Genomic DNA, 20,984 nt, shown 5'->3' with positions numbered 1-20,984 from the left:
AACAGGGGCAGACCGGATCTCACCCGGTAGGGACTCCACAACGCAGCAACCGAATCCGCGGTCCGGAGGCGATGAATCCCGGACCGTAGGTCGGCTACGCCCACAGGAGGGCATGCCATGACCCAAATCCAAGATCCGAAGCCCACGGCGACCACCACAATCGCCCGGGGTTCGGCACTCGACCGGTTCTTCAAGTTGAGTGAACGACATACCACTGTCTCACGCGAAATCCGTGGCGGAATCACCACATTCGTCGCCATGGCCTACGTTATCCTGCTCGTCCCGCTGATTCTCGGCGGGGTCACCGATATCGACGGCAACCATCTGAGCATCGCACAGCTCACCACGGCCACCGCATTCTCCGCCGGACTCTCCACGGTCCTGATGGGATTGGTCGGCAACGTACCACTGGCCCTGGCCGCGGGTCTCGGGGTGGTCCCGGTGGTCGCCTTCCAGGCGGCCCCGCATATGACCTGGCCGCAGACCATGGGCCTGGTCGTGCTGATGGGCGTGATCATCGTGATCATGGCCGCCACCGGCCTGCGAACCATGATCATCAATGCCATTCCGACGGCGCTCAAGAACGCCATCGGTGTCGGCATCGGCATGTTCATCGCCATGATCGGTCTGGTCTCCTCCGGGGTGGTCGGGCACGGTGCGCCCGGCGGACCGCCGGTCACGCTCGGGGTCGACGGACACCTCCAGGGTTGGCCCGTGGTGGTTTTCGCGGTCGGACTGCTGCTCATGCTGGCGCTGTACGTCCGCAAGGTGCCCGGCGCGATCCTGATCAGCATCGCGGTCTCGACGCTGCTGGCCATCGTGATCAACGCCTTCGCCACCGTCGATCCCAAGGCGTGGGGCACCGTCGTGCCCAAGCGGCCCGAATCCTTCTTCGCCGCACCGGATTTCGGACTCATGCTCAATGTCGACCTGTTCGGCGGATTCGCCCGGGCCGGCGGTCTGGTGGCGAGCGTGGTGCTGTTCACGCTCGTGCTGACCGGCTTCTTCGATGCCATGGGAACGGTTTTCGGGGTCTGCGACGAGGCCAAACTGCTGGACGAGAAGGGCACCATGCCCGGTATCGGCAAGATCCTGACCGTCGACGGTATCGCCCAGGTGATCGGCGGCGTCAGCGGCGGTGCGGGCAGCACGGTGTACGTGGAATCCGCGACGGGCGTCGGTGAGGGCGCTCGTACCGGACTCACCAGCGTGGTGACCGGCGGATTGTTCGCCGCGGCGGTGTTTTTCACCCCGCTCGCGGCGGTGGTGCCGATCCAGGCCGCGGCTCCGGCCCTGGTGCTGGTGGGCGCGCTGATGATGACCCAGGCGCGCAAGATCGACTGGACCGATCTGGAGATCGCGGTCCCGGCGTTCGTGACCATCGCGCTCATGCCCTTCACCTACTCGATCACCAATGGCGTCGGCGCGGGCCTGATCTCGTACGTGGTGATCAAGGCCGCGCGCGGCAAGTTCAGTGAAATCCATTGGCTGGTGGCCGTTGTCAGCGTGGTCTTCGCCGCGTACTTCGGCATCAACGCCATCGAACTGGCCCTGGGAGGCTGATATGCGCGACATCGCGGCACAACTCTTGACCTGGCATGCGGCGCAACAGGATTACGCCGTCGCCTCGATCATCGGCATCGGCGGCAGCGCGCCCCGGCCGGTGGGCGCGGCCCTCGCGGTGAACACCGAAGGCGTTGTCGTCGGGAGCATTTCCGGCGGCTGCGTCGAGGGCGCGGTCTACGAGCTGTGCCGCGAGTCGTTGCGCACCGGAGCACCCGTACGGGAAACGTTCGGGTACAGCGATTCCGACGCCTTCGCGGTCGGATTGACCTGCGGCGGCACCATCGAGGTGTTCGTACAGCCGGTCACCGCGGCCAATCGCACCGCCTTCGAAGCCCTGCTGCGTTCCGAGGAACCCGTCGCCCTGGTCCGCGACTTGACCACCGGGGCCGCCATGGCCCTGGGATCGTGGTGGACCGTCGGCGCGGCCTTCGACGAGACCATCGTCGCCGAGGCACGCGCCATGCTCGATACCGGCGCGACCGGAATCCGCGTCATCGGCTGTGACACCGCCGAATCCACCGTCTTCGTGGAATCCGAGGTGCCGCCGCCGCGCATGATCGTGTTCGGGGCCATCGATTTCGCCGCCGCGGTCGCCCGCATCGGCAAATTCCTCGGCTACCACGTCACCGTCTGCGACGCCCGGCCCGTATTCGCCACGCCCGCAAGGTTTCCCGAAGCCGACGAGGTCGTGGTCGAATGGCCGAACACCTACCTCGCGAACACCTGCGTCGATGCCCGCACCGTGCTGTGCGTGCTCACCCATGACGCCAAATTCGATGTGCCGCTGCTGGAAGTGGCCCTGCGCCTGCCGGTGGCCTTCGTCGGAGCCATGGGCTCGCGGCGCACCCATGACGACCGGCTCGCCCGGCTGCGGGCGAACGGTATGACCGAGGCCGAACTGGCCCGGTTGCGCTCCCCGATCGGACTCGATCTGGGCGGGCGCACCCCCGAGGAGACCGCGGTCTCCATTGCCGCCGAAATCGTGGCCGTGCGCCGCGGCGGCTCCGGCATCCCCCTCGGTGTGAGCGGTGGACCCATACACCGCGACACCGTCCCCGTCCCCGACATCCACATCCCGGATGCGCCGGAACCCCCTCGAAATGACCGAAAAAGGATAGACCCCAATGCCTTTGATCTTCTTGAACGGGGGAGCCATGCGCGGCGGACCCCTGAATCACCTGCTCGACGGCGCACCGTTCGCCGGTGAGGTGACCACCTCGGCGCAGTACCGCTTCTACTCCATCGGTGACCGCTTCCCGGGCCTGCACCCCGTCCCCGACGGCGGTGCGCCCATCGCGGGCGAACTCTTCGAGGTCTCGATGGAGGTATTGCGCAAGAGCCTGCTCCCGGCCGAACCGCCGGAGCTCGAGCTCGGCGTGATCGAACTCGACGACCATCGCTCGGTGCTGGCCATGCTGCTGCGCCGCCCGCCCGTCTCGTACCCGCAGCTGATCGACATCACCGAATTCGGCAGCTGGTCGACCTATCGCGAAGGAACCCGATGAAATACACCGCCGGGGGCGCGCTCCGGAAATACGACGTCAACTGCTCCATTCTGTTCACCGACCTGCCGCTGCTCGAGCGCCCGGCGGCGGCCAAGGCGGCCGGTTTCGACGCGGTGGAATTCTGGTGGCCGTTCGGCGCGGATCCCACGCCCGCCGACGCCGATATCGACGCCTTCGTCACCTCCATCTCCGATGCCGGGGTACAGCTCGTCGGCCTGAATTTCATCGATCTGATTCCGGCGGGCCGGGGCCTGGTCTCCATCCCCGGGCAGGAGACCAGGTTCCGGGACAATATCGATGTCGCGATCGGCATTGCCGAGCGCACCGGATGCAAGGCGCTGAACGCGCTGTACGGCAACAGGATTGCCGCCGAGAACCCGGAGAAGCAGGACGAGCTCGCGCTGGAGAACCTGCGCCTGGCCGCCACGGCGGCGCGGCGCATCGGCGCGACCGTTCTGTTGGAGGCGCTCAATTCCTATGAGTCGCAGGACTATCCGATCGTTTCGGCCGCACACGCGGTGCGGATCATCGAGGCGGTCGGCGAGCCCGGGGTGCGATTCCTCTGCGACCTCTACCACCTGGCCCGCATGGGCGAGAACCTGCCCGCCGTCATCGACACCTACGGCGGCTACATCGGTCATGTCCAGATCGCCGATTCACCCGGGCGCGGACGCCCCGGCACCGGCGCGCTCGATTTCGCGGAGCTGTTCGCGGCCTTGGACGCGAGCGGATACGACGGCTACATCGGCCTGGAATACAAAGACCCCGAACTGAACTGGGAGTGGATCAAGTGAGCACCATCGGATTCGTCGGCCTCGGCATCATGGGCGGCCCCATGGCCGGACACCTGGTCAAGGCCGGTCACGATGTCACCGGATACGACCACAGCGCCGCCGCCGTCGAACGGCTCACCGCCGCCGGTGGCAAGGCGGGCGCGGACGCCGCGGACACGGTGCGCGACAAGGACATCGTCATCACCATGCTGCCGCAGGACGAGCATGTGGAATCGGTGTTCGCCGAGGTGCTCGAGCACGCCGCCCCCGGCACGCTCTACATCGACTTCTCCACCATCACCCCGCGCACCTCGGAGTGGACCGCCACCGAGGGCACCAAGAAGGGGCTGCGCGTACTGGACGCCCCCGTGAGCGGTGGTGAGCCCGGTGCCAAGAACGCCGCCCTGTCGATCATGGTCGGCGGCTCCCGCGATGACTTCGAATCTGCCCGAGAGGTTTTCGAGGCGGTAGGCAAGACCATCGCCCTGGTCGGACCCAATGGCGCGGGCCAGGTCGTGAAGGCCGCGAACCAGCTGGTGGTCGGCGGCACCTACGCCCTGGTCGCCGAGGCCATCCTGCTCATGGAGAACCTGGGCGCGAACGCCGAAGCGGGCCTGGACGTGCTCGCCGGTGGCCTGGCGGGCAGCAAGATCCTGGAGCTCAAGCGAAAGTCCATGCTGGAGCGCAGTTTCGCGCCCGGCTTCCGCATCGATCTGCACCACAAGGATATGGGCATCATCCTGGCCGCCGCTCGCCAGGCCGAGGTCGCCATTCCGATGGGCGCGCTCACCGCCCAGCTCATCGCCGCCGCCCGCGCCATGGGTCACGGCTCGCTGGACCACTCCGCCCTGCTGCTGGTCGCCGAGGCGCTGTCCGGTAAGGGGGCCGCGTGACGGCGGCCGTGTACGAGCTGGACTCCGGCTACGGGCCGAATATGGCGCACGGGCACGGCATTTGCGCCATCGACGTACCGGCGGGCTGGGTCGTGGAGCGCTGCACCGTCGAACCGCGCGCGGCCTGCGGCCGGACCTTCGTCACGACCGCGATATCGACCGATCGGCCGCTGACGCTGATCCGAATGGGGATCTGATATGACACGCATGCGGACCGTGGACGCGGCCGTCCTCATTCTCGAAAAAGAAGGCGCGACACAGGCATTCGGGCTACCCGGTGCGGCCATCAACCCGTTCTACAGCGCCATGCGCGCACACGGCGGAATCGGGCACATCCTGGCCCGGCACGTGGAAGCCGCTTCGCATATGGCCGAGGGCTTCACCCGCGCCGCACCCGGCAATATCGGCATCTGCATCGGCACCTCCGGCCCGGCCGGAACCGATATGATCACCGGATTGTATTCCGCGAGTGCGGATTCCATTCCGATCCTGTGCATTACCGGGCAGGCCCCGGTGGCCAAACTGCACAAGGAGGATTTCCAGGCCGTCGATATCGCCTCGATCGCCGCCCCGGTCAGCAAGTGGGCCGTCACCGTGCTCGAGCCCGCGCAGGTGCCGGGCACCTTCCAGAAGGCGTTCCAGCTCATGCGATCCGGGCGTCCCGGTCCGGTGCTGATCGATCTGCCGATCGATGTGCAGCTGGCCGAGATCGAATTCGATATCGAGACCTACACGCCCCTGGACGTGCACCAGCCCGCCGCCACCCGGGCACAGGCCGAGAAGGCCATCCTGATGCTGAACGCGGCCGAGCGACCGCTGATCGTGGCGGGCGGCGGCATCGTGAACGCCGACGCCGCGGATCTGCTGCTCGAATTCGCCGAGCTCACCGGAATTCCCGTGGTGCCGACGCTGATGGGCTGGGGCACCATCGCCGATGATCATCCGCTGCACGCGGGCATGGTCGGATTGCAGACCTCGCACCGCTACGGCAATGCCACGCTGCTGGAATCGGACTTCGTGCTGGGCATCGGCAATCGATGGGCCAACCGGCATACCGGCGGCGTCGAAACCTATACCAAGGACCGCACTTTCGTGCACGTGGACATCGAGCCGACCCAGATCGGACGGGTGTTCGCGGCCGACTACGGCATCGTCTCCGACGCGGGCGCGGCGCTGGCCGTATTCCTGGATGTGGCGCACGAACTGAAGCTCACCGGGCAGCTGCGCGACCGCTCCGAATGGGCCGGGAAATGCCGGGACCGCAAGCGAACCCTGCTGCGCAAGACGCACTTCGACACCGTGCCGATCAAACCGCAGCGGGTGTACGAGGAGATGAACGCGGCCTTCGGGCAGGACGTCCGCTACGTCACCACCATCGGGCTCTCGCAGATCCAGGCCGCGCAGCTGCTGCATGTCTACAAGCCCCGGCACTGGATCAACGCCGGACAGGCCGGACCGTTGGGCTGGACCCTGCCCGCCGCCATCGGTGTCGCGACCGCGCTGCCGGAGGAGACCGTGGTCGCGCTCTCGGGCGATTACGACTTCCAGTTCCTCATCGAGGAATTGGCGGTCGGCGCGCAGTTCAAGATCCCGTATGTGCATGTGGTGGTGAACAATTCGTACCTGGGCCTGATCCGCCAGGCGCAGCGCGCGTTCGATATGGACTACTACGTGCAGCTGTCCTTCGACAACATCAACAGTCCCGAGGTCGGCGGCTACGGCGTCGACCACGTGAAGGTCGCGGAAGGGCTGGGCTGCAAGGCGGTTCGCGTCACCGAACCCGAACAGCTGGGATCGGCGTTCACCGAGGCCAAGCGGCTGATGGCCGAACATCGGGTGCCGGTACTGGTCGAGGTCATTCTCGAACGCGTCACCAATGTGTCCATGGGACTCGAGATCGACAGCGTCAACGAGTTCGAGGAACTCGCGGAGTCCTTCTCCGACGCCCCGACCGCCATCGCCGCGCGGGCGGAGTACGAATCGGCCGGGAGCCCTTCGTGATTCACGCGCGCGGTGGTTCGGGCCGGGGCTGGCGGGACGGGCAGGTGATCATCGCCCCCGACAAGTTCAAGGGGTCGCTGACCGCCGCCCAGGTCGCCGCGCACCTCGCGACCGGACTGCGGCAGGTGCGTCCGGAACTGCCGGTGGTGAGCGTGCCCGTCGCCGACGGCGGGGACGGCACCGTGGACGCGATGGTGGCAGCGGGCTTCGCCGGCCTGCAGACCGCCGTCACCGGGCCGGTCGGGAATCGAGTGGTCGCCTCGTTGGCAATGAGGGGCGAGACGGCCATTATCGAACTCGCCGAAGCCTCCGGGCTCCGGCGTTTACCCGACCGGCCCACCCCGGTCACCGCGCGCACCGCCACCAGTGCGGGCACCGGCGAGCTCATGCGCACCGCGGTATCGCGCGGTGCCCGGCGCGTGGTGCTCGGCCTGGGCGGCAGCGCCTGCACCGACGGCGGCGCGGGCATGCTCACCGCGCTCGGGGCGCGCTTGCTGGACGCGGACGGACAACCGCTGCCACCGGGAGGCGTTGCGCTGCAACGACTCGAGCGCATCGATCTCGCGGATCTGCTGCGGGTACCGGTCACCGTCGCCTCGGATGTGGACAACCCACTGCTCGGTGAGCGCGGGGCCGCCCAGGTGTACGCGCCGCAGAAGGGCGCGGGCGCGGACGATGTCGTGCAGCTGGAGCGCGGTCTGGCGCGCTTCGCCGAGGTCGCGCGCCGGGATCTGGGCGTGGATCTGTCGGATCGGCCCGGGGCCGGTGCGGCGGGCGGTGTCGGATTCGCCGCCATCGCCTTCCTGGGCGCGCGCAGCGAACCCGGTATCGAATTGATCCTGCGGCAGCTGGATTTTGCGGACCGCCTGCAAGGCGCGCGGCTGGTGATCACCGGGGAGGGCTGCCTGGATAGGCAGACCCTGCACGGCAAGGCCCCGATGGGGGTGGCCAAAGCCGCCGCGGCGGCGGGCATTCCGGTGCTAGCGGTCGCGGGTCAGCGGCTGCTCACCCGGGATATGCTGCGCCGCTTCGGATTCGAGGACGCCTACGCGCTCACCGATATCGAGCCCGATCCGCAGCGCTGTATCGACAATGCCGGGCCGCTGCTGGAACAGCTGGCCGTGCGCATCGCCGAAACCCGCCTGGGTGAATTGCTCTCCCGCAACGCCTGAACTCTCCACCGACCTGAACATCGACCGAAAGGGAACTGATGTCGGACTTCACCAGCCTGCCGAATCTGGCGCTGCGCACCTACCGTGCGAGCGTGATCGCCGCCAGCGACGAATCCTTCGAGGAGCGCGAGAACCTCATCCAGCCGTGGGAACCGCGCTTCTCCGCCGAGACCTTCGGCACCAAGGGGCAGGAATACGACGGCTGGGAGACCCGGCGGCGGCGCGGCGCGCCCGGACACGACTGGGCGATCGTGCGGCTCGGCATGCCCGGCATCGTGCGTGGGGTGGTGATCGACACCGCCTGGTTCAAGGGCAATTATCCGCCGTTCGCCTCGGTGGAGGCGTGCCGCGTAAGCGGGTACCCCGCTGTGGCGCAGCTCGATTCGGCCGACTGGGTGGAGATCGTGCCGCGCACCGCACTTCAGGGCGACGCCCGGCACGAGCTGCCGGTGGACGATGAGCGGATCTTCACCCATGTGCGGCTGAACATCCATCCGGACGGCGGTGTGGCCCGCTTCCGGGTGCACGGCGACGTGACGCCCGATCCGGCGCTGCTGACCGGGCTGACCGTGGATCTGGCCGCGCTCGAACACGGTGGCCGGGCCATCGATTGCTCGAATCTGTTCTATTCGGGCGCGGACAATATGCTCGCTCCCGGGTTGGCCCGCAATCAGGCCGAGGGTTGGGAGACCGCCCGCCGCCGCGATGACGGCAATGACTGGGCCGTGATTCGCCTTGCCGCCCAAGGCGTTCCGGAGCTCATCGAGATCGACACCACCAACCTGGTGTTCAACTCCCCGGCCGAGGTACGGCTGCTGGGCATCGATCTGCCCGCTGGGACACCACTTCCCGGTCCGGACGCGCCGGACTGGTTCGACCTGCTGCCGACCGTGCCGATTCAGCCCGACACCCCGCATCGCTTCCGCGTGCAGGGCGCGCGGCCGGTCACCCACGTGCGTCTCGATATCTATCCCGACGGCGGCATCGCCCGCCTGCGGCTGCTGGGTGCTCTCACCCCGGCGGGTCTCGAGGCGCTCGTCACCCGCTGGGGCGCGGCCTGACCGGTACACCCACGCGCCCCGGCGGATGACACCGTCAGTGGCCGATCGACGAGATCCGGGTCTTGGTGCGGCGCAGCGTGAATCGCCGCGCGTCGAAGTCCCAGAACAGGTAGATCGGCCACTGCACGGTATGCGCGAGCCACGCGCCCACGATCACCCTGCGGTGCAGCGGCATTACCCAGAATCCCTGGCCGCGCAACGTATTGAGGCCGGTCTGCTGGAATCGCCACCATTCGCGCGGGGTGGCGCGCCGCCGTCGGGCCGAGGTATCGGCCCGCAAATCCTTCAGCTGCTGGATCGGTAATTGTTTCTTGATCAGGCAGAGCGCCAGATCGAGATCCTCGGCGACCGGTACCCCGGTAATGGTCTGATCGCGCACCTCGAGCCAGGCCGTGCGCCGGATTCCCATATTCGGGCCGTGTAGATTTCCGACCCGATTGCCGAGTGCGCCACGGCGATCCTGAATCCAATAACCCAGGCGCAGCAGGAATCCCACCGGGGAATCGTGATAGGTCGTGATTCCGGTGACCGCGCCGACCTCCGGATTATCGGCGAGATAGCTTCTGATGGTTTCGCCCCAGTCGGGAAACACCAGGGTATCGGCATCGGTACGGCCGATGAATTCTCCCTGTGCCGCATCGAAACCGGTATTGCGCGCGAACGGCAGGCCGCGCCGGGGCTCATCGATCAGCCGCACCTTCGGGCTGGTCACGATGTATTTCTCGACTAGATCCCGGGTCTCGTCACTGGACCCGTTGTCCACCACGATGATCTCGTCCACCGCGTCCTGCCCGACCAGGCGGTCGAGGGTCGCGAGTATCGATTTCTCCTCGTTCAGAGCTGGAATGACGACGGACAGGACAATGGGACTTTGGTTACCGTCTAGCATGGTGATTCGGTGCTCCGGTTAACGAGTTCTGTTATTGCGGCGGAGGAAGTCTCGCACTCCTGTGCGGGCCGCCCCAGCCCGCAATAACGGGGGCTACGAACCGGTGGCGGCGCGAGCGAGTGTACGACGCATACGCCATGGAAGCGCGGCGAAAATCGTCATCATGGCGGTCGCGGTACCGGACAGATCATCACGACCGGAGAGATAGGCGCGCTGACGCTCGGGAGTCAGGTCGAAGAAAGCGTCGAAGAAAAGCGGTAAATCCTGTGGTGGGAGCGCCAGTAGGGCGCGTAATCCGGTGTGGCGCAGGCTATTGACCATGCGGGATGAAATATTCCAGATCGAATCCCCGGCGGCGAAATCATCCGCGGTGCGCAGTGCCGCCGCGACGCTGTATCCGGTCGCCGGATGGATGAGCGCGCCCGCCGCACCGAAGGCAGCGGGGTGCGCCCGCCCGCCTTCGACGGGGAATCGGACGCGTTCGATGCGCTCGGAGCCATCGAGAGTCACTCCGCGAGAACGCAATCGGGTTGCCAGGCGATCGCGCAGCACCTCGGTGCGCAAGGCCGGGCGGCCCGCCAGACAGGTCTCCTCGAGCAGAATCGCGTTGTCGCCCAGGGGAACCGCGTACAGGAAGGTGCGCGGCTCGTCGGGTCGTGCGCCATTGTCGTTGCGCCAGTCCATGAATAGGGTGTCCGGATCGGGCCAGCGGCCGCGATCGACGATCACGCCGAAGGCGGTCTGCTCGGCGAGTCCGGGGAAGCGGGGTACGCCCCTGGCGTCGATTACGCGACCGCCCCGCACATCGGTTCCGGACGCCAGCCGAGCCGTCGGCAGCTCACCCGCGCGCGTGCCGAAGCGCGGCGGCGTCACGATATCGATGACGCGGTCGGTGATGATCCGCGCTCCGGTCAGATCGAGCGAATCCTGTAGAGCCGCGGTATCGAAAACGCTATAGCGGCGATCCAGTTCGATGCGGCGGGTGGTCCATACGGCCGGACGGTCCGCGGTCGCCGCGAACACCCTGGGATCCAGCCACTCCGGCAGCTCATCGGCCCAGGCCGCGTAGGTGGCGGACCACCGGCGTTCGGGTCGCGGATCGATGAGCGTGACCGACTGCCCCCGCACCAGCGCGCGGTGCGCCAGCGCTCGCCCTGCCGGACCGGCGCCGCACACCACGAGATCGGAAGTCACACCGAGATTGGATCATGATCGGCCGCCGTCATACGCTTCGGTGACATTTCGCCGGGTCGGGAGGTCCCCGGTGCGCCGTGAAAGGTTGACTACATGAGCTATCCCCCCGGACCCGGAGTCGGTGGCGATCCACACGGCCGGGGCGAACAGCCCGCCGAGGACGCCGCCGCGGCCTGGTGGGATCAACCGGCCGCGCCGACCCAGCCCGCGCAGCCCGCGCAACCGGCCTGGCCGGGGCAGCAGGGCGACACCTGGCAACAGCCGGGGTTCGCGGCACAGCCGGACGGAAATCAGGCACAGCAGAGCGGATATCAGGCGCAGCAGAGCGGATATCAGGCGCAGCAGAGTGAGCCGACCTGGCAGCAGCCCGTCGCTCAGCCGGGATGGCCGGGGCAGCAAGGATATTCGCAGCAGCCGAGCTATGGCGCGCCGCCGCCGCAACCGCCGCGTTCCAATACCGGTCTGATCGTCGGCATCGCCCTGGCGGCGGTGGCGGTGTTGGCCGTCGGAGTCGGCGCGGTCGTGGTGCTCACGGGCCGCGACAGTTCCGATCAGGCGACGGTGACGACCACCAGCCTCGAACCGGCGATCGAAACCACCTCCGCGCGCCCGAGTACGACCACCCAGGCCGCACCCGCCGGTAACCGCTTCACCTACACCGAATTCGGTGAGACCTGGAATTTCAAGTTCGGCGATGTCGCGTTGCAGGCCGACTGGGTGCAGGGCCGCGACTACGACAACTGCGGTCCCGTCGAGGAGAACGGCAAGCTCACCGGCCTCGGCTGTCAGTACGCCTCGGAACTGGTGTGGAAGTCCGAGAACGGCGGCCTCATGCTGACCCAGTTCGTGCTCACCATGAGCGATGCGGCCAAAGCCGCTGCCGCCGAAGACCATTTCGACGACAACGACATCAACCTCCCCAGCGGGAGTTACATCTCGCATTTCGAGACCGGCAAATGGCGCGACGGCAGCGAAGCGGAATTCCTGGTGATCACTCTTGCCACCGCCGACACCACCGTCGACTCGGACACCGTCGAGAAATACCTGCGCTACCGCCACACCGACACCATCGGCGCGCTGACCTTCCGCTGATCTACCTGCGCCCGTGCACCGCACTGTCGAATCCGGCGGTGAGACGGCAGCGCAGGCACAGCGGTTCGGCCTGATGGTGCTTGTTCACCATCCAGCGTGCGCACTGATGGCACCAGGTGGAGGGCGGCGGATCGGTGAAGTCGGTGAAACCGACCGCCAGGATCGCGACCACCACGGTGAGAAGTAGTGCGGCCAAAGAGAAAGCCACGATGTCCAACGCCATGGGACTCAGCTCCTACTCGACTCCGGTCACCCCCGGTGGCTCGCTTGCCATATCGCTGGTACCGGGTGTGATCCGAGGGGGGAGTACCCATCGGCGACCCCGTCCGAACGTGATCGAACATCACGTTCGGACAGTGCTCATTTGCCCGCCCGCAGCAGCGATCAGATGCCGCCGGTAGCGAGTAGTCCGCCGTCCACCCGAATGGTAGTTCCGGTGATCCACGCCGACTCGTTCGACGCCAGGAACCCGATGAGTCCCGCGACATCCTCGGGCGATCCGAGTCGCTTCATCGGATACACCGCCGCCGCGGCCTCCTCATCCGCCGAGTAGAGCGCATCGGCGAACTTCGTCTTGATCACGCCCGGCGCGACCGCGTTGACCCGAATCTTCGGCCCGAGCTGCCACGCCAGCTCCTCGGTGAGCCGAATGAGCGCGGCCTTGGAAGCGCCGTACGCGGCGATGACGCCGGTCGACCGCAACCCGGCGACGCTGGCCACATTGACCACCGCCCCACCGTTCTCACCCATCCAGGCCTTGTACGCCTCCTGCACATACCCCAGCGCCGCGACAACATTCACATCGAAGATCTTGCGCACCCCGTCGAGATCGGCCTCCATGAGCGACCCGTACACCGGATTGATCCCGGTGTTATTGATCAGCACATCCAGCGACCCGAACTGCCCCACCGTCGCGGCGACCTGCTCCGCCCGAGCCTCGGCCTCCCCCGAATTCCCGGCCACGGCGACAACCTTTCCGGAGTACCCCAACCCCCGCAGCTGCTCGGCCGCCTCCTCCAACGGACCCTGCTTCCGAGCCGTCACAACAACATTGGCCCCCCGCCGCAAAAGCTCCGAAGCCACCGCGAACCCAATTCCCCGGCTCGCTCCGGTAACCAGCGCACTCTTCCCAACCAGATCATCGCTCATGTGAAGGCACGCTACTTCAGTCCGGTCGTTCGAGTGTGACCGCCCGTCCTCGCGCAGCGGTCGCAGCGCCAAGTGGACGACTTGGGCGCGATCGATGCTCACCCCGCCGCTGGCATGATGAGAAGCCTGGCCGCAAAAGCTTCGAATCGGACACCATCCACGCTCTGCTCCGAAAGATGTGAATTCATGAGGGAAGAGTTTGTGCCGCAGCGGGATTCGCATCGCGTCGCGGTGCTGAGCTTCGACGGTATCGGCGCGTTCGAGGTGGCGCTTGCGGTACAGGTCTTCGCCGCGGCCAACGATCACGCGGGCGCCGAACTCTACGAGGTCGCGGTGGCCGGACCGGCGGGGCCGACGGTCACCCGGACCGGACGCGCCACCAGCTATGCGCTGCTTCCGGATCGGACGCTGGCATGGGCCGAGTCCGCGCATACCGTCGTCGTGTCCGCCGCACCGACGATCTACGATCCGCCACCGGATATCGCGGCGGCCATACTGCGTGCGCGCGCCAACGGTGCCCGCATCGTCGCGCTGTGCCTGGGCACGTTTCTCGTTGCCGCGACCGGGCTACTCGACGGCCACGAAGCGACCACCCATTGGCACTGGGCCGAGCAACTCGCCACCGCTCATCCGAAGATCCATGTCCACCCCGAACGCCTTTTCGTGGCGGACGATGACTTCTTCACCTCCGGCGGCGGCACCGCGGCAATGGATCTGCTGCTGCATCTGATCGAATGCGACCATGGTTCGGCGCTCGCGACCGAAGTCGCCAGGTTCCTGGTCGCGCCGATCCGCCGCGACGGCGATCAAGCCCAGCGCGCGGGCTGGGACATCCCCGAACCGCCCACCTCCCTGACCGACACCCTGTACTGGGCCGAAGACCGCCTGGCCGAGAATCTGACCGTCGCCATGCTCGCCCAGCACGCCGGGATGAGCGTGCGCACCTTCGCACGCCAGTGCCGAGACGCATTGGGCATCCCGCCGATGGAATGGCTGCAACGAGCCCGGGTGCGGCGCGCCCAAGAGCTACTGCAACGCACCACCTGGACCGTTCAGCGCATCGCCGAAGCCAGCGGTTTCGGCTCCGAATCCACTCTGCGCTACCATTTCACGAGAATCGCCGAGTTGACCCCGGGGGAGTACCGCGCCCGCTTCGGCGCGGCACGGGGTAGGCGGCCCGCGACCGAGCATGTGGTGGCCTGATGTTGAAGATCTGTGGCCGATTACGGGGCAGCGCGGCCGTGGCGCGGTGCTCGAGAATTCGATCATGACTGACGCACTCACCACGATCGGAGCCGCGGGCGAAGTCGAACTCGGTGGCAAGAAGGTGTTCCGGATGGCCTTCGGCGCAATGCGTCTCGGCGATCCGATGATCTGGGGTCCACCGGCGGACCGGCACCATTCGATCCAATTGGCCAGGCGTGCAATCGAACTCGGCGTCAACCACGTCGACACCGCCGACAGCTACGGCCTCGGAACCGTCGAGGACATCCTGCGCGAGGCGCTGCACCCGTATCCGGAGCACCTGCTCATCGCCACGAAGGTCGGACAGGTGCAGCCGCGACCCCTCGAATGGGTGCCGATCGGCCACCCGGCCTTCCTGCGGCACCAGTGCGAAATGAGCCTGCGCCGACTCGGCGTGGACCGCATCGACCTGCTCTATCTGCACCGCGCGGACCCGAACGTGCCGTTCGCCGATCAGGTGGGCGTGATGCGAGAGTTGCAGCAGGAGTGCAAGATCGCGCACTTCGGACTCTCCGAGGTCACGGTCGGGCAGATCGAGATCGCGCGGTCGATCATCGACGTCGCCGCCGTGCAGAACATCTACAACCTGACCGTTCGCGGCTGGGACGCCGTCGTCGATTACTGTGCCCGCGAACGTATTCCGTTCGTGGCGTGGTGGCCGGTCATGAGTGGTGCGCTGGTGCGGCCCGGCGGCGTCGTCGCCGAGATCGCGGCGGCGACCGGGTCATCGCCGACGCAGGTCGCGCTGGCCTGGTTGCTGGCCCGCTCCGACACGCTCTGTCCGATTCCGGGCACTTCCTCGATCGCGCATCTCGAGGAGAACATCGCGGCATCCGCGCTACGCCTGACGGACGAGCAACTCGCCGCCCTCACCGCGGCGGGCGGATCGGACGGCGACTTCACCGGACCCTTCGTCTACGCCTGATCGGCTAGGCCGCTCCTCGGCCGCCCGGTTCGAGCAACCGCCACTATTGACGGTTACATCGCGTCTATTTATAGTTACGCGCTGTAAAGTTAAAGTGACGGCAGTCACGCAGCTCGAAGGACGCCATGCCGATCAGCAGGACGTTTCCCCCGCACGACCCGACCGGCGGCTCGGCTGCCGATGAGACCACCTCACCCGTCATCCCGCCCTATGCCTGGCGTCTCGTGGCCCTGCTCGCGGTGGCCAACGTATTGAACTTCTACGACCGCGCCCTCCCGACGATCGTGGCCGAGGACATCAAGACCGAGTTCGCGCTCAGCGATACCCAACTCGGTGTGCTGATGAGCGGCTTCACCGTGGTCTACGCCCTGGCGGGAATCGTGTTGGGGCGCATGGCGGATCGCCGCTCGCGCCGGGTGATAATGGCCGGTGGCCTGGTGCTGTGGAGCTTCCTCACCGCGGCCGGCGGTGGGGCGTGGAGTTTCGCGGCGCTCCTGATATTCCGGCTCGGCGTCGGCGTCGGGGAGGCGTCCTACGCCCCCGCCGCCAATGCCACCGTCTTTGACATGTTCCCGGTCGAGAAGCGTTCCCGGGCAACGGCAATGCTGCAACTGGGCCTGCCGCTCGGGCTGTTGCTGGCGTTCTTCACCACCGGTCCACTGGTCGAAGCGTTCGGCTCCTGGCGGACCCCGTTCTATCTGGCCGCGATCCCCGGTCTCGTGATCGCCGGACTGCTGCTTATCGTGCCGATGCCGGAGCGGCCCAGCGTGACCGCCCAGGAGCTCGACAGCGAGCGCGGTGGTCGAGCGCTCTGGGCGCTGCTGCGCATCCCGACCATGTGGTGGCTGATCCTGGCCGGAATCGGCTTGCAGATCAGCAGTTATTCGGTGGCGACGTTCCTGGTTCCGCTGTTGCAGCGCTATTTCGGACTGAGCCTGTCCGCGGCCGGGACAGGCGCGGGCCTCGTGCTGGGTGTCGCGGGTCTGGTCGGTGTGCTCATCGCCGGTCCGATCGCCGACCGGGCACGACGCCGCTCATCGGTCGCGCGCCTCGCGGTGGCCGCCATCGGAATGACCGCCGCGGCCCCGCTCGCCTGGGCGGCATTCGAGCTGTCGCCCGGCAGCGCGGTCGCCTTCATCGTGCTGCTGTCGCTCGCCTCCGTCCTGATCAACATGGTGCAGCCGGTCGCACTGCCCGCTGTTTCGGAAATCGTCGAGGCGCGACGGCGCGCCTCCGCTGTCGCGATCTATTTCGCGGCTTTCTATCTACTCGGCGGTGCGTTCGGGCCGGTACTCACCGGCGCGCTATCGGAGTTCTTCGCCGACAACGCCACCGCCACGGCCGACATCACCGCGTCGGCGCTCGGCCTCCATACCAGCATGGCGTGGCTACTTCCCCTGTCCTGCTTGACATGTGCGCTCGGTGTAGCCGGCGCGATGACCACTATCGAGCGCGATCGCCGCAAGGCCGCGCAACCGGAGGTATCTCGATGAGGAACCATCACTCCGTTCGAGCCGTGCTGGCTCGGACAAGTCTGACAAAAGCACTCGCCGCCGCGATGTTCACCGGCGTGGCCGCCGCGCACGCGGAACCTGACGCGCAGAGTTACGACCGGACCGCGGTTTTCCTCGGGACCGCGGGCGCGGTGAGCTACCAGGTGCATGTTCCGCCCGCCCAATCTTCCGGCCGCGCTTTGCCTTTGGTGGTCGCGGTGCACGGCTGCGGGATGACCGGCTACACCCTGAACTCGATGAAGGATATGACCGACCTCAATGCGCTGGCCGACCGCGAAGGATTCCTGGTGGTCTACCCCTCCCAGGATCCGCTTCGCGGCCTGCGCCTGAACTGCTGGAACGGTGACGATGCCGCCCATCAACGGCGTGGTGAAGGTGAGCCCGCGCTGATCGCCGGTCTCACCGAACAGGTGATCACCGAGTTCGGGGCCGATCGCTCACGGGTGCATGTGCTCGGCGCGTCATCCGGTGCGGGCATCGCCGTGATCATGGGTGTCACCTACCCGGATGTCTACGCCACGGTGATGTCGATGGCCGGTGGCGAGTACAAGATCAACGAGGCGGGCCGGGACGCGGCGGGCAGGCTCGACCCGGTGAATCTCAGCCCCGTGGACACCGCCGAACGAGCCTTCGCTGAAATGGGCCCGCGGGCCCGCGCGGTGCCGGTCATGGTGGTCCAGGGCGACCAAGACACCACTGTGCCACCGTATTTCGCGACGCGTCTGGTCACGCACTGGGCCGCGATCGACGACCTCGCGATGACCGGCGAAGTCGACGGCCCGGTCGACGATGTTCCGGAGTCGGTGGTGCAGGTGAGCGACCCGAACCGGCATTCCTACACGTATTCGAAGTACTACGCGCGCGGCGGCGACACCTCACTGATCGACTACGTGCTGGTGAACGGCATGGTGCATCGCTGGCCCGGCACCGGCTCCGGACCGCTCGTCGACAATCAGGGCCCCGATCTCGCCACCATGTGGTGGGACTGGGCGAAAAGCCGGAGCATGCCGTGATCACCCGGCTCGACCACGCACCGCTGTCGGGCAGACTGGCCGACGTGGACACTCCGGCACCCCAGCGACGCACCCGCATGTCTCGTGAAGCCCGCGCCGCCCAGATACTCGATATCGCCGAGCGCCTCTTCGCGACCCGCGGCTTCGAGGCCACCTCGATCGAGGATATCGCCCGCGAGGCAGGGGTGACCCGGCCGATCGTCTACTCGCACTACCAGAGCAAGGACGCGATCTTTCTCGAGTGTGCGCGCCGAGCTCGCGGGGAGCTCGAACACCGGGTCCGCGAGCCAGAGGTGCTCATCGAGGCCGGAGCCAGTATCGAGGTCGTGATGCAACGCGCGGGCGAGATCTTCTTCGACCTGCTCGAGCGCGACCCGCGCCGCTGGATGGTGCTGTTCAATCCCAGTACCGCACTCGCACCCGAATTCACCGAGCAATTGGCCGATCTGCGCAAGCACACCATCGAGCGCATCGCCGAGATGGTCGCGCACTTCTCGGGTGGCGACGCGATCGATACCCCGTTCGCCTATGCCATCAGCGGCGTGGGTGAACAGCTCGGGCGTTGGTGGCTGGCCAATCCCGATATTCCCAAGGATCGGGTCGTCGCGCTCTACCGCGATTTCATCACCGGCGGTCTGGCTACCCGGCTGGGTACCGAAAGGAGCGGGAAATGATCACCGCCACAAGAACATTCGGTGAGGTGCTCGCCGCCCACGCGGCCGCGCGCCCGGACGCTCCCGCGGTGACCTGCGGTGTGGACACCCGCACCTGGGCCGAGGTGGATCGGGACAGTAATCGACTGGCCCGCATGTGGATTCGGCTGGGCGTGACTCCCGGCTCGTACGTCTCCATCATGCTCGACAACTCCCCGGCGTTCATGACGGCGGCGTTCGCGGCGTGGAAGCTCGGTGCGGTGCCGCAGCCGTTGTCCTCACGGCTGACTTCGACGGAGCTGCATGCCATTCTCGAGGTGGTGGATCCGGCCGGGGTGGTCGGGCTGCCCGAGGGGGAGGGGCCGGACGCTTTCAATCGGGTGCGATTGCCTTCGGTGCCCGAGTCGGCCGAATCCGCGGATCCGTTGCCGCGGCGCATCTCTCCCGCGTGGAAGGCGCCCGCCTCGGGAGGCAGTACCGGTCGGCCCAAGGTGGTCGTGGCCGGGAATGCGGCGCTGCTCGACGAGGTCATCGGGTTCGCCGACGTGCTCGGCATACCGGCCGGGGGCACCGTGGCCGTACCCGGGCCGCTACATCACAACGCGCCCTTCATGTTCGCGGTGCTGGCGATGCTGCGCGGCTCGCATGTCGTGCTGCAGGGGCGCTTCGATGCCCGGACGCTGCTGGCCGATATCGCCTCGCATCGGGTGCAATGGCTCTACGCCGTTCCCACCATGATGCAGCGCATTTGGCGTCTCGGCCCCGAAGTGCTTGCTGCGCATGATCTCTCGTCGCTGGACCTGGTCGTGCATATGGCCGCACCATGTCCGCCCTGGCTCAAGCGCGCCTGGATCGACTGGCTCGGCGGTGAGCGGATCCTCGAGGTCTACGCCGGTACGGAGGCGCAGGCCGCCACCGTGATCACCGGTGGCGACTGGCTCGAGCATCCCGGGTCGGTGGGGCGGGCGGTGGTCGGGGAGGTGACGGTGCTCGGCCCCGATGGCGCCGCACTCCGGCCCGGTGAGGTGGGCGAAGTGTGGGTGCGCCGCGGCGCGAACGCCCCGGCCGCGTACGCATATCTCGGTGGCGAGGCCCGCGCCCGCGCGGGTGGCTGGGAGTCGCTCGGTGACCTCGGCAGTCTCGACGAGCAGGGCTACCTCTACCTCACCGATCGCGATACCGATGTGATCCTCGTCGGCGGATCGAACGTCTACCCCGCCGAGGTCGAGGCCGCTCTGGCCGAGCATCCCGGCATCGGCGACGCATGTGTGATCGGGCTGCCGCACGAGGACCTAGGGGCGGTGCCGCATGCCATCGTGCAGTCGTCCGCGGAGCTCGAATTCGATTCCGTCCTAACGTTTCTGCGCGAGCGGCTCTCGCCCTACAAACTGCCGCGTAGCCTCGAGATCGTCGACCACCCGCTGCGTGACGATGCCGGAAAAGTGCGCCGCTCGGCGCTGCGTGCCCAGCGACTCGAAAGGGCGGACGATGCCGTACACGATCAGTGACACCCCCACCGGGCGAGTGCGCCTGCACTGGGAAGAACAGGGTTCGGGCGAACCGGTCGTGCTCGTCATGGGCCACCTGTTCTCCAGTGACATGTGGTATCCGGTGCTTCCGGCGCTGGCCGAGCACTACCGCGTCATCTACTTCGACAACCGAGGCACCGGCGCGAGCGATGCCACCGACACCGCGACCGTCGCCGACCTCGCCGCGGACGTGCGCGCGGTAATGGACGCCGCCGGAGTCGACAGCGCGCACCTCTACGGCGTGAGCATGGGCGGCGGGATCGTCCTGCAACTCGCGCACGATTCGCCGTCACGAGTGCGCTCAATGGTGTTGGGCTGCACGGCGATGCGCAGCCCCGAACACCCCCTGCCACCGCCTCCCGGCTTCCTGGCCCGGCAGCTGAAATATCGTATACCGCCCCGCCTCCTGAAACCCTTGCTGCGCAAGCGACTCTACGGCCCGCTGGCCTCCCCCGAAGCGATCGAGCGCGACCTCGACGTCCTCTGCCGAATGCGCTTCTCCGCGCGCGGCGTCTACGCCCAAGACCTCGCCATCGCCGCCTACGACATGACCCCCGACAAGGTCGCCGACTTGACCGCACCCGCACTCGTCCTGCACGGCACCGCGGACGAGGCGGTGCCATACGCAGCCGGGGTACGACTGACCGAGACCCTGCCCAACGCTCGCCTCATCACCTACGAAGGAGCCGGCCACAACTACCCCGTCGATGTCGGCGAGCGCGCCAACGCCGACGTCCTGAAGTTCCTGGCCGATCAGACACAGCAGATGAAGGACATCGAACCTGGGCGATGACAATGATCGTGTGCAAC

At 67.2% G+C, this 20,984-nt stretch carries 21 protein-coding genes; 17 read left to right on the top strand and 4 right to left on the bottom strand.

All coding sequences use genetic code 11. The features are described from left to right. Positions 1 to 117 precede the first annotated feature (117 nt). The 9 genes from ACFVUS_RS07260 to alc are packed head-to-tail and all read left to right on the top strand — an operon-like array spanning position 118 to position 8,971. Positions 118 to 1,563 carry an NCS2 family permease gene (locus ACFVUS_RS07260; RefSeq protein ID WP_387762304.1) on the top strand — a complete coding sequence of 482 codons (1,446 nt, stop codon included), beginning with the start codon at positions 118 to 120 and terminating at the stop codon, positions 1,561 to 1,563. Position 1,564: 1 nt separating this feature from the next. Next, the gene (locus ACFVUS_RS07255) at positions 1,565 to 2,773 is read left to right on the top strand and encodes an XdhC family protein (protein WP_387762303.1); all 1,209 of its coding nucleotides are present in this window, start codon (positions 1,565 to 1,567) and stop codon (positions 2,771 to 2,773) included. Next, positions 2,721 to 3,071, top strand: a complete 351-nt coding sequence (locus ACFVUS_RS07250; protein WP_376062385.1) for a gamma-glutamylcyclotransferase — start codon at positions 2,721 to 2,723, stop codon at positions 3,069 to 3,071. Before ACFVUS_RS07255 ends, ACFVUS_RS07250 begins: the two co-directional genes overlap by 53 nt. After that, positions 3,068 to 3,865 (top strand): hydroxypyruvate isomerase family protein, encoded by a 798-nt coding sequence (locus ACFVUS_RS07245; RefSeq protein ID WP_387762302.1) that lies wholly within the window; start codon positions 3,068 to 3,070, stop codon positions 3,863 to 3,865. The genes ACFVUS_RS07250 and ACFVUS_RS07245 overlap by 4 nt, the downstream gene beginning before the upstream one ends. Further along, a complete protein-coding gene (locus ACFVUS_RS07240; RefSeq protein ID WP_387762301.1) occupies positions 3,862 to 4,737 on the top strand; it encodes an NAD(P)-dependent oxidoreductase in 876 nt (291 codons plus the stop codon). The genes ACFVUS_RS07245 and ACFVUS_RS07240 overlap by 4 nt, the downstream gene beginning before the upstream one ends. Then, positions 4,734 to 4,934 (top strand): hypothetical protein, encoded by a 201-nt coding sequence (locus ACFVUS_RS07235; RefSeq protein WP_387762300.1) that lies wholly within the window; start codon positions 4,734 to 4,736, stop codon positions 4,932 to 4,934. The genes ACFVUS_RS07240 and ACFVUS_RS07235 overlap by 4 nt, the downstream gene beginning before the upstream one ends. Before the next feature lies 1 nt (position 4,935). Then, on the top strand, positions 4,936 to 6,738 hold the full coding sequence (gene gcl, locus ACFVUS_RS07230) for a glyoxylate carboligase (RefSeq protein WP_387762299.1): 1,803 nt from the start codon (positions 4,936 to 4,938) through the stop codon (positions 6,736 to 6,738). Then, positions 6,735 to 7,910, top strand: coding sequence for a glycerate kinase (locus ACFVUS_RS07225; protein ID WP_387762298.1), 1,176 nt, complete (start codon positions 6,735 to 6,737; stop codon positions 7,908 to 7,910). The genes gcl and ACFVUS_RS07225 overlap by 4 nt, the downstream gene beginning before the upstream one ends. A gap of 38 nt (positions 7,911 to 7,948) precedes the next feature. After that, complete coding sequence (alc, locus tag ACFVUS_RS07220) at positions 7,949 to 8,971, top strand: allantoicase (RefSeq protein ID WP_387762297.1); 1,023 nt, start codon at positions 7,949 to 7,951, stop codon at positions 8,969 to 8,971. A 34-nt stretch (positions 8,972 to 9,005) separates the two neighbouring features. Here alc and ACFVUS_RS07215 read toward each other — a convergent pair whose 3' ends face one another. Together ACFVUS_RS07215 and ACFVUS_RS07210 are read right to left on the bottom strand one after the other, a co-directional pair. Then, positions 9,006 to 9,860 carry a glycosyltransferase gene (locus ACFVUS_RS07215; RefSeq protein WP_387762296.1) on the bottom strand — a complete coding sequence of 285 codons (855 nt, stop codon included), beginning with the start codon at positions 9,858 to 9,860 and terminating at the stop codon, positions 9,006 to 9,008. A 93-nt stretch (positions 9,861 to 9,953) separates the two neighbouring features. Continuing rightward, positions 9,954 to 11,054, bottom strand: a complete 1,101-nt coding sequence (locus tag ACFVUS_RS07210; protein ID WP_387762295.1) for a lycopene cyclase family protein — start codon at positions 11,052 to 11,054, stop codon at positions 9,954 to 9,956. Between the two features lie 93 nt (positions 11,055 to 11,147). Here ACFVUS_RS07210 and ACFVUS_RS07205 point away from each other — a divergent pair, with 93 nt between their 5' ends. Further along, positions 11,148 to 12,146 carry a hypothetical protein gene (locus ACFVUS_RS07205; RefSeq protein WP_387762294.1) on the top strand — a complete coding sequence of 333 codons (999 nt, stop codon included), beginning with the start codon at positions 11,148 to 11,150 and terminating at the stop codon, positions 12,144 to 12,146. 1 nt (position 12,147) lies between these two features. Here ACFVUS_RS07205 and ACFVUS_RS07200 read toward each other — a convergent pair whose 3' ends face one another. Next, on the bottom strand, positions 12,148 to 12,369 hold the full coding sequence (locus ACFVUS_RS07200) for a hypothetical protein (RefSeq protein WP_387762293.1): 222 nt from the start codon (positions 12,367 to 12,369) through the stop codon (positions 12,148 to 12,150). A gap of 161 nt (positions 12,370 to 12,530) precedes the next feature. Then, entirely contained in the window at positions 12,531 to 13,295 is a 765-nt protein-coding gene (locus ACFVUS_RS07195) for an SDR family oxidoreductase (RefSeq protein WP_387762292.1), read from the bottom strand. Between the two features lie 186 nt (positions 13,296 to 13,481). On the opposite strand from ACFVUS_RS07195, the gene ACFVUS_RS07190 reads away from it, so the two are divergent. From ACFVUS_RS07190 to ACFVUS_RS07160, 7 genes are all read left to right on the top strand, one after another. Next, a complete protein-coding gene (locus ACFVUS_RS07190) occupies positions 13,482 to 14,498 on the top strand; it encodes a GlxA family transcriptional regulator (protein ID WP_387762291.1) in 1,017 nt (338 codons plus the stop codon). Between the two features lie 64 nt (positions 14,499 to 14,562). Beyond that, on the top strand, positions 14,563 to 15,465 hold the full coding sequence (locus ACFVUS_RS07185; RefSeq protein ID WP_387762290.1) for an aldo/keto reductase: 903 nt from the start codon (positions 14,563 to 14,565) through the stop codon (positions 15,463 to 15,465). A gap of 125 nt (positions 15,466 to 15,590) precedes the next feature. Then, a complete protein-coding gene (locus tag ACFVUS_RS07180; RefSeq protein WP_387762289.1) occupies positions 15,591 to 16,958 on the top strand; it encodes a spinster family MFS transporter in 1,368 nt (455 codons plus the stop codon). Then, positions 16,955 to 17,992: an alpha/beta hydrolase family esterase gene (locus ACFVUS_RS07175; RefSeq protein WP_387762288.1), complete on the top strand. Its 1,038-nt coding sequence runs from the start codon at positions 16,955 to 16,957 to the stop codon at positions 17,990 to 17,992. The genes ACFVUS_RS07180 and ACFVUS_RS07175 overlap by 4 nt, the downstream gene beginning before the upstream one ends. Continuing rightward, positions 17,989 to 18,666: a TetR/AcrR family transcriptional regulator gene (locus ACFVUS_RS07170; RefSeq protein WP_387762287.1), complete on the top strand. Its 678-nt coding sequence runs from the start codon at positions 17,989 to 17,991 to the stop codon at positions 18,664 to 18,666. Before ACFVUS_RS07175 ends, ACFVUS_RS07170 begins: the two co-directional genes overlap by 4 nt. Beyond that, positions 18,663 to 20,153 (top strand): AMP-binding protein, encoded by a 1,491-nt coding sequence (locus ACFVUS_RS07165; protein WP_387762286.1) that lies wholly within the window; start codon positions 18,663 to 18,665, stop codon positions 20,151 to 20,153. The genes ACFVUS_RS07170 and ACFVUS_RS07165 overlap by 4 nt, the downstream gene beginning before the upstream one ends. Further along, positions 20,134 to 20,967 (top strand): alpha/beta fold hydrolase, encoded by an 834-nt coding sequence (locus ACFVUS_RS07160; protein ID WP_387762285.1) that lies wholly within the window; start codon positions 20,134 to 20,136, stop codon positions 20,965 to 20,967. The genes ACFVUS_RS07165 and ACFVUS_RS07160 overlap by 20 nt, the downstream gene beginning before the upstream one ends. Positions 20,968 to 20,984 lie beyond the last annotated feature (17 nt).

Source organism: Nocardia sp. NPDC058058 (assembly GCF_042885355.1).
Classification (GTDB): Bacteria; Actinomycetota; Actinomycetes; order Mycobacteriales; family Mycobacteriaceae; genus Nocardia.
Note: the sequence above shows the minus strand (reverse complement) of the source record. Positions and strands in the feature narration are given on the sequence as shown.

What these genes read in the sequence shown, in the direction of transcription:
- ACFVUS_RS07260 (WP_387762304.1), top strand. Translation starts at nt 118, where the DNA reads ATGACCCAAATCCAAGATCCGAAGCCCACGGCGACCACCACAATCGCC.
- ACFVUS_RS07255 (WP_387762303.1), top strand. Translation starts at nt 1,565, where the DNA reads ATGCGCGACATCGCGGCACAACTCTTGACCTGGCATGCGGCGCAACAG.
- ACFVUS_RS07250 (WP_376062385.1), top strand. Translation starts at nt 2,721, where the DNA reads ATGCGCGGCGGACCCCTGAATCACCTGCTCGACGGCGCACCGTTCGCC.
- ACFVUS_RS07245 (WP_387762302.1), top strand. Translation starts at nt 3,068, where the DNA reads ATGAAATACACCGCCGGGGGCGCGCTCCGGAAATACGACGTCAACTGC.
- gcl (WP_387762299.1), top strand. Translation starts at nt 4,936, where the DNA reads ATGACACGCATGCGGACCGTGGACGCGGCCGTCCTCATTCTCGAAAAA.
- alc (WP_387762297.1), top strand. Translation starts at nt 7,949, where the DNA reads ATGTCGGACTTCACCAGCCTGCCGAATCTGGCGCTGCGCACCTACCGT.
- ACFVUS_RS07215 (WP_387762296.1), bottom strand. Translation starts at nt 9,860, where the DNA reads ATGCTAGACGGTAACCAAAGTCCCATTGTCCTGTCCGTCGTCATTCCA.
- ACFVUS_RS07205 (WP_387762294.1), top strand. Translation starts at nt 11,148, where the DNA reads ATGAGCTATCCCCCCGGACCCGGAGTCGGTGGCGATCCACACGGCCGG.
- ACFVUS_RS07200 (WP_387762293.1), bottom strand. Translation starts at nt 12,369, where the DNA reads ATGGCGTTGGACATCGTGGCTTTCTCTTTGGCCGCACTACTTCTCACC.
- ACFVUS_RS07195 (WP_387762292.1), bottom strand. Translation starts at nt 13,295, where the DNA reads ATGAGCGATGATCTGGTTGGGAAGAGTGCGCTGGTTACCGGAGCGAGC.
- ACFVUS_RS07190 (WP_387762291.1), top strand. Translation starts at nt 13,482, where the DNA reads ATGAGGGAAGAGTTTGTGCCGCAGCGGGATTCGCATCGCGTCGCGGTG.
- ACFVUS_RS07185 (WP_387762290.1), top strand. Translation starts at nt 14,563, where the DNA reads ATGACTGACGCACTCACCACGATCGGAGCCGCGGGCGAAGTCGAACTC.
- ACFVUS_RS07180 (WP_387762289.1), top strand. Translation starts at nt 15,591, where the DNA reads ATGCCGATCAGCAGGACGTTTCCCCCGCACGACCCGACCGGCGGCTCG.
- ACFVUS_RS07175 (WP_387762288.1), top strand. Translation starts at nt 16,955, where the DNA reads ATGAGGAACCATCACTCCGTTCGAGCCGTGCTGGCTCGGACAAGTCTG.
- ACFVUS_RS07165 (WP_387762286.1), top strand. Translation starts at nt 18,663, where the DNA reads ATGATCACCGCCACAAGAACATTCGGTGAGGTGCTCGCCGCCCACGCG.
- ACFVUS_RS07160 (WP_387762285.1), top strand. Translation starts at nt 20,134, where the DNA reads ATGCCGTACACGATCAGTGACACCCCCACCGGGCGAGTGCGCCTGCAC.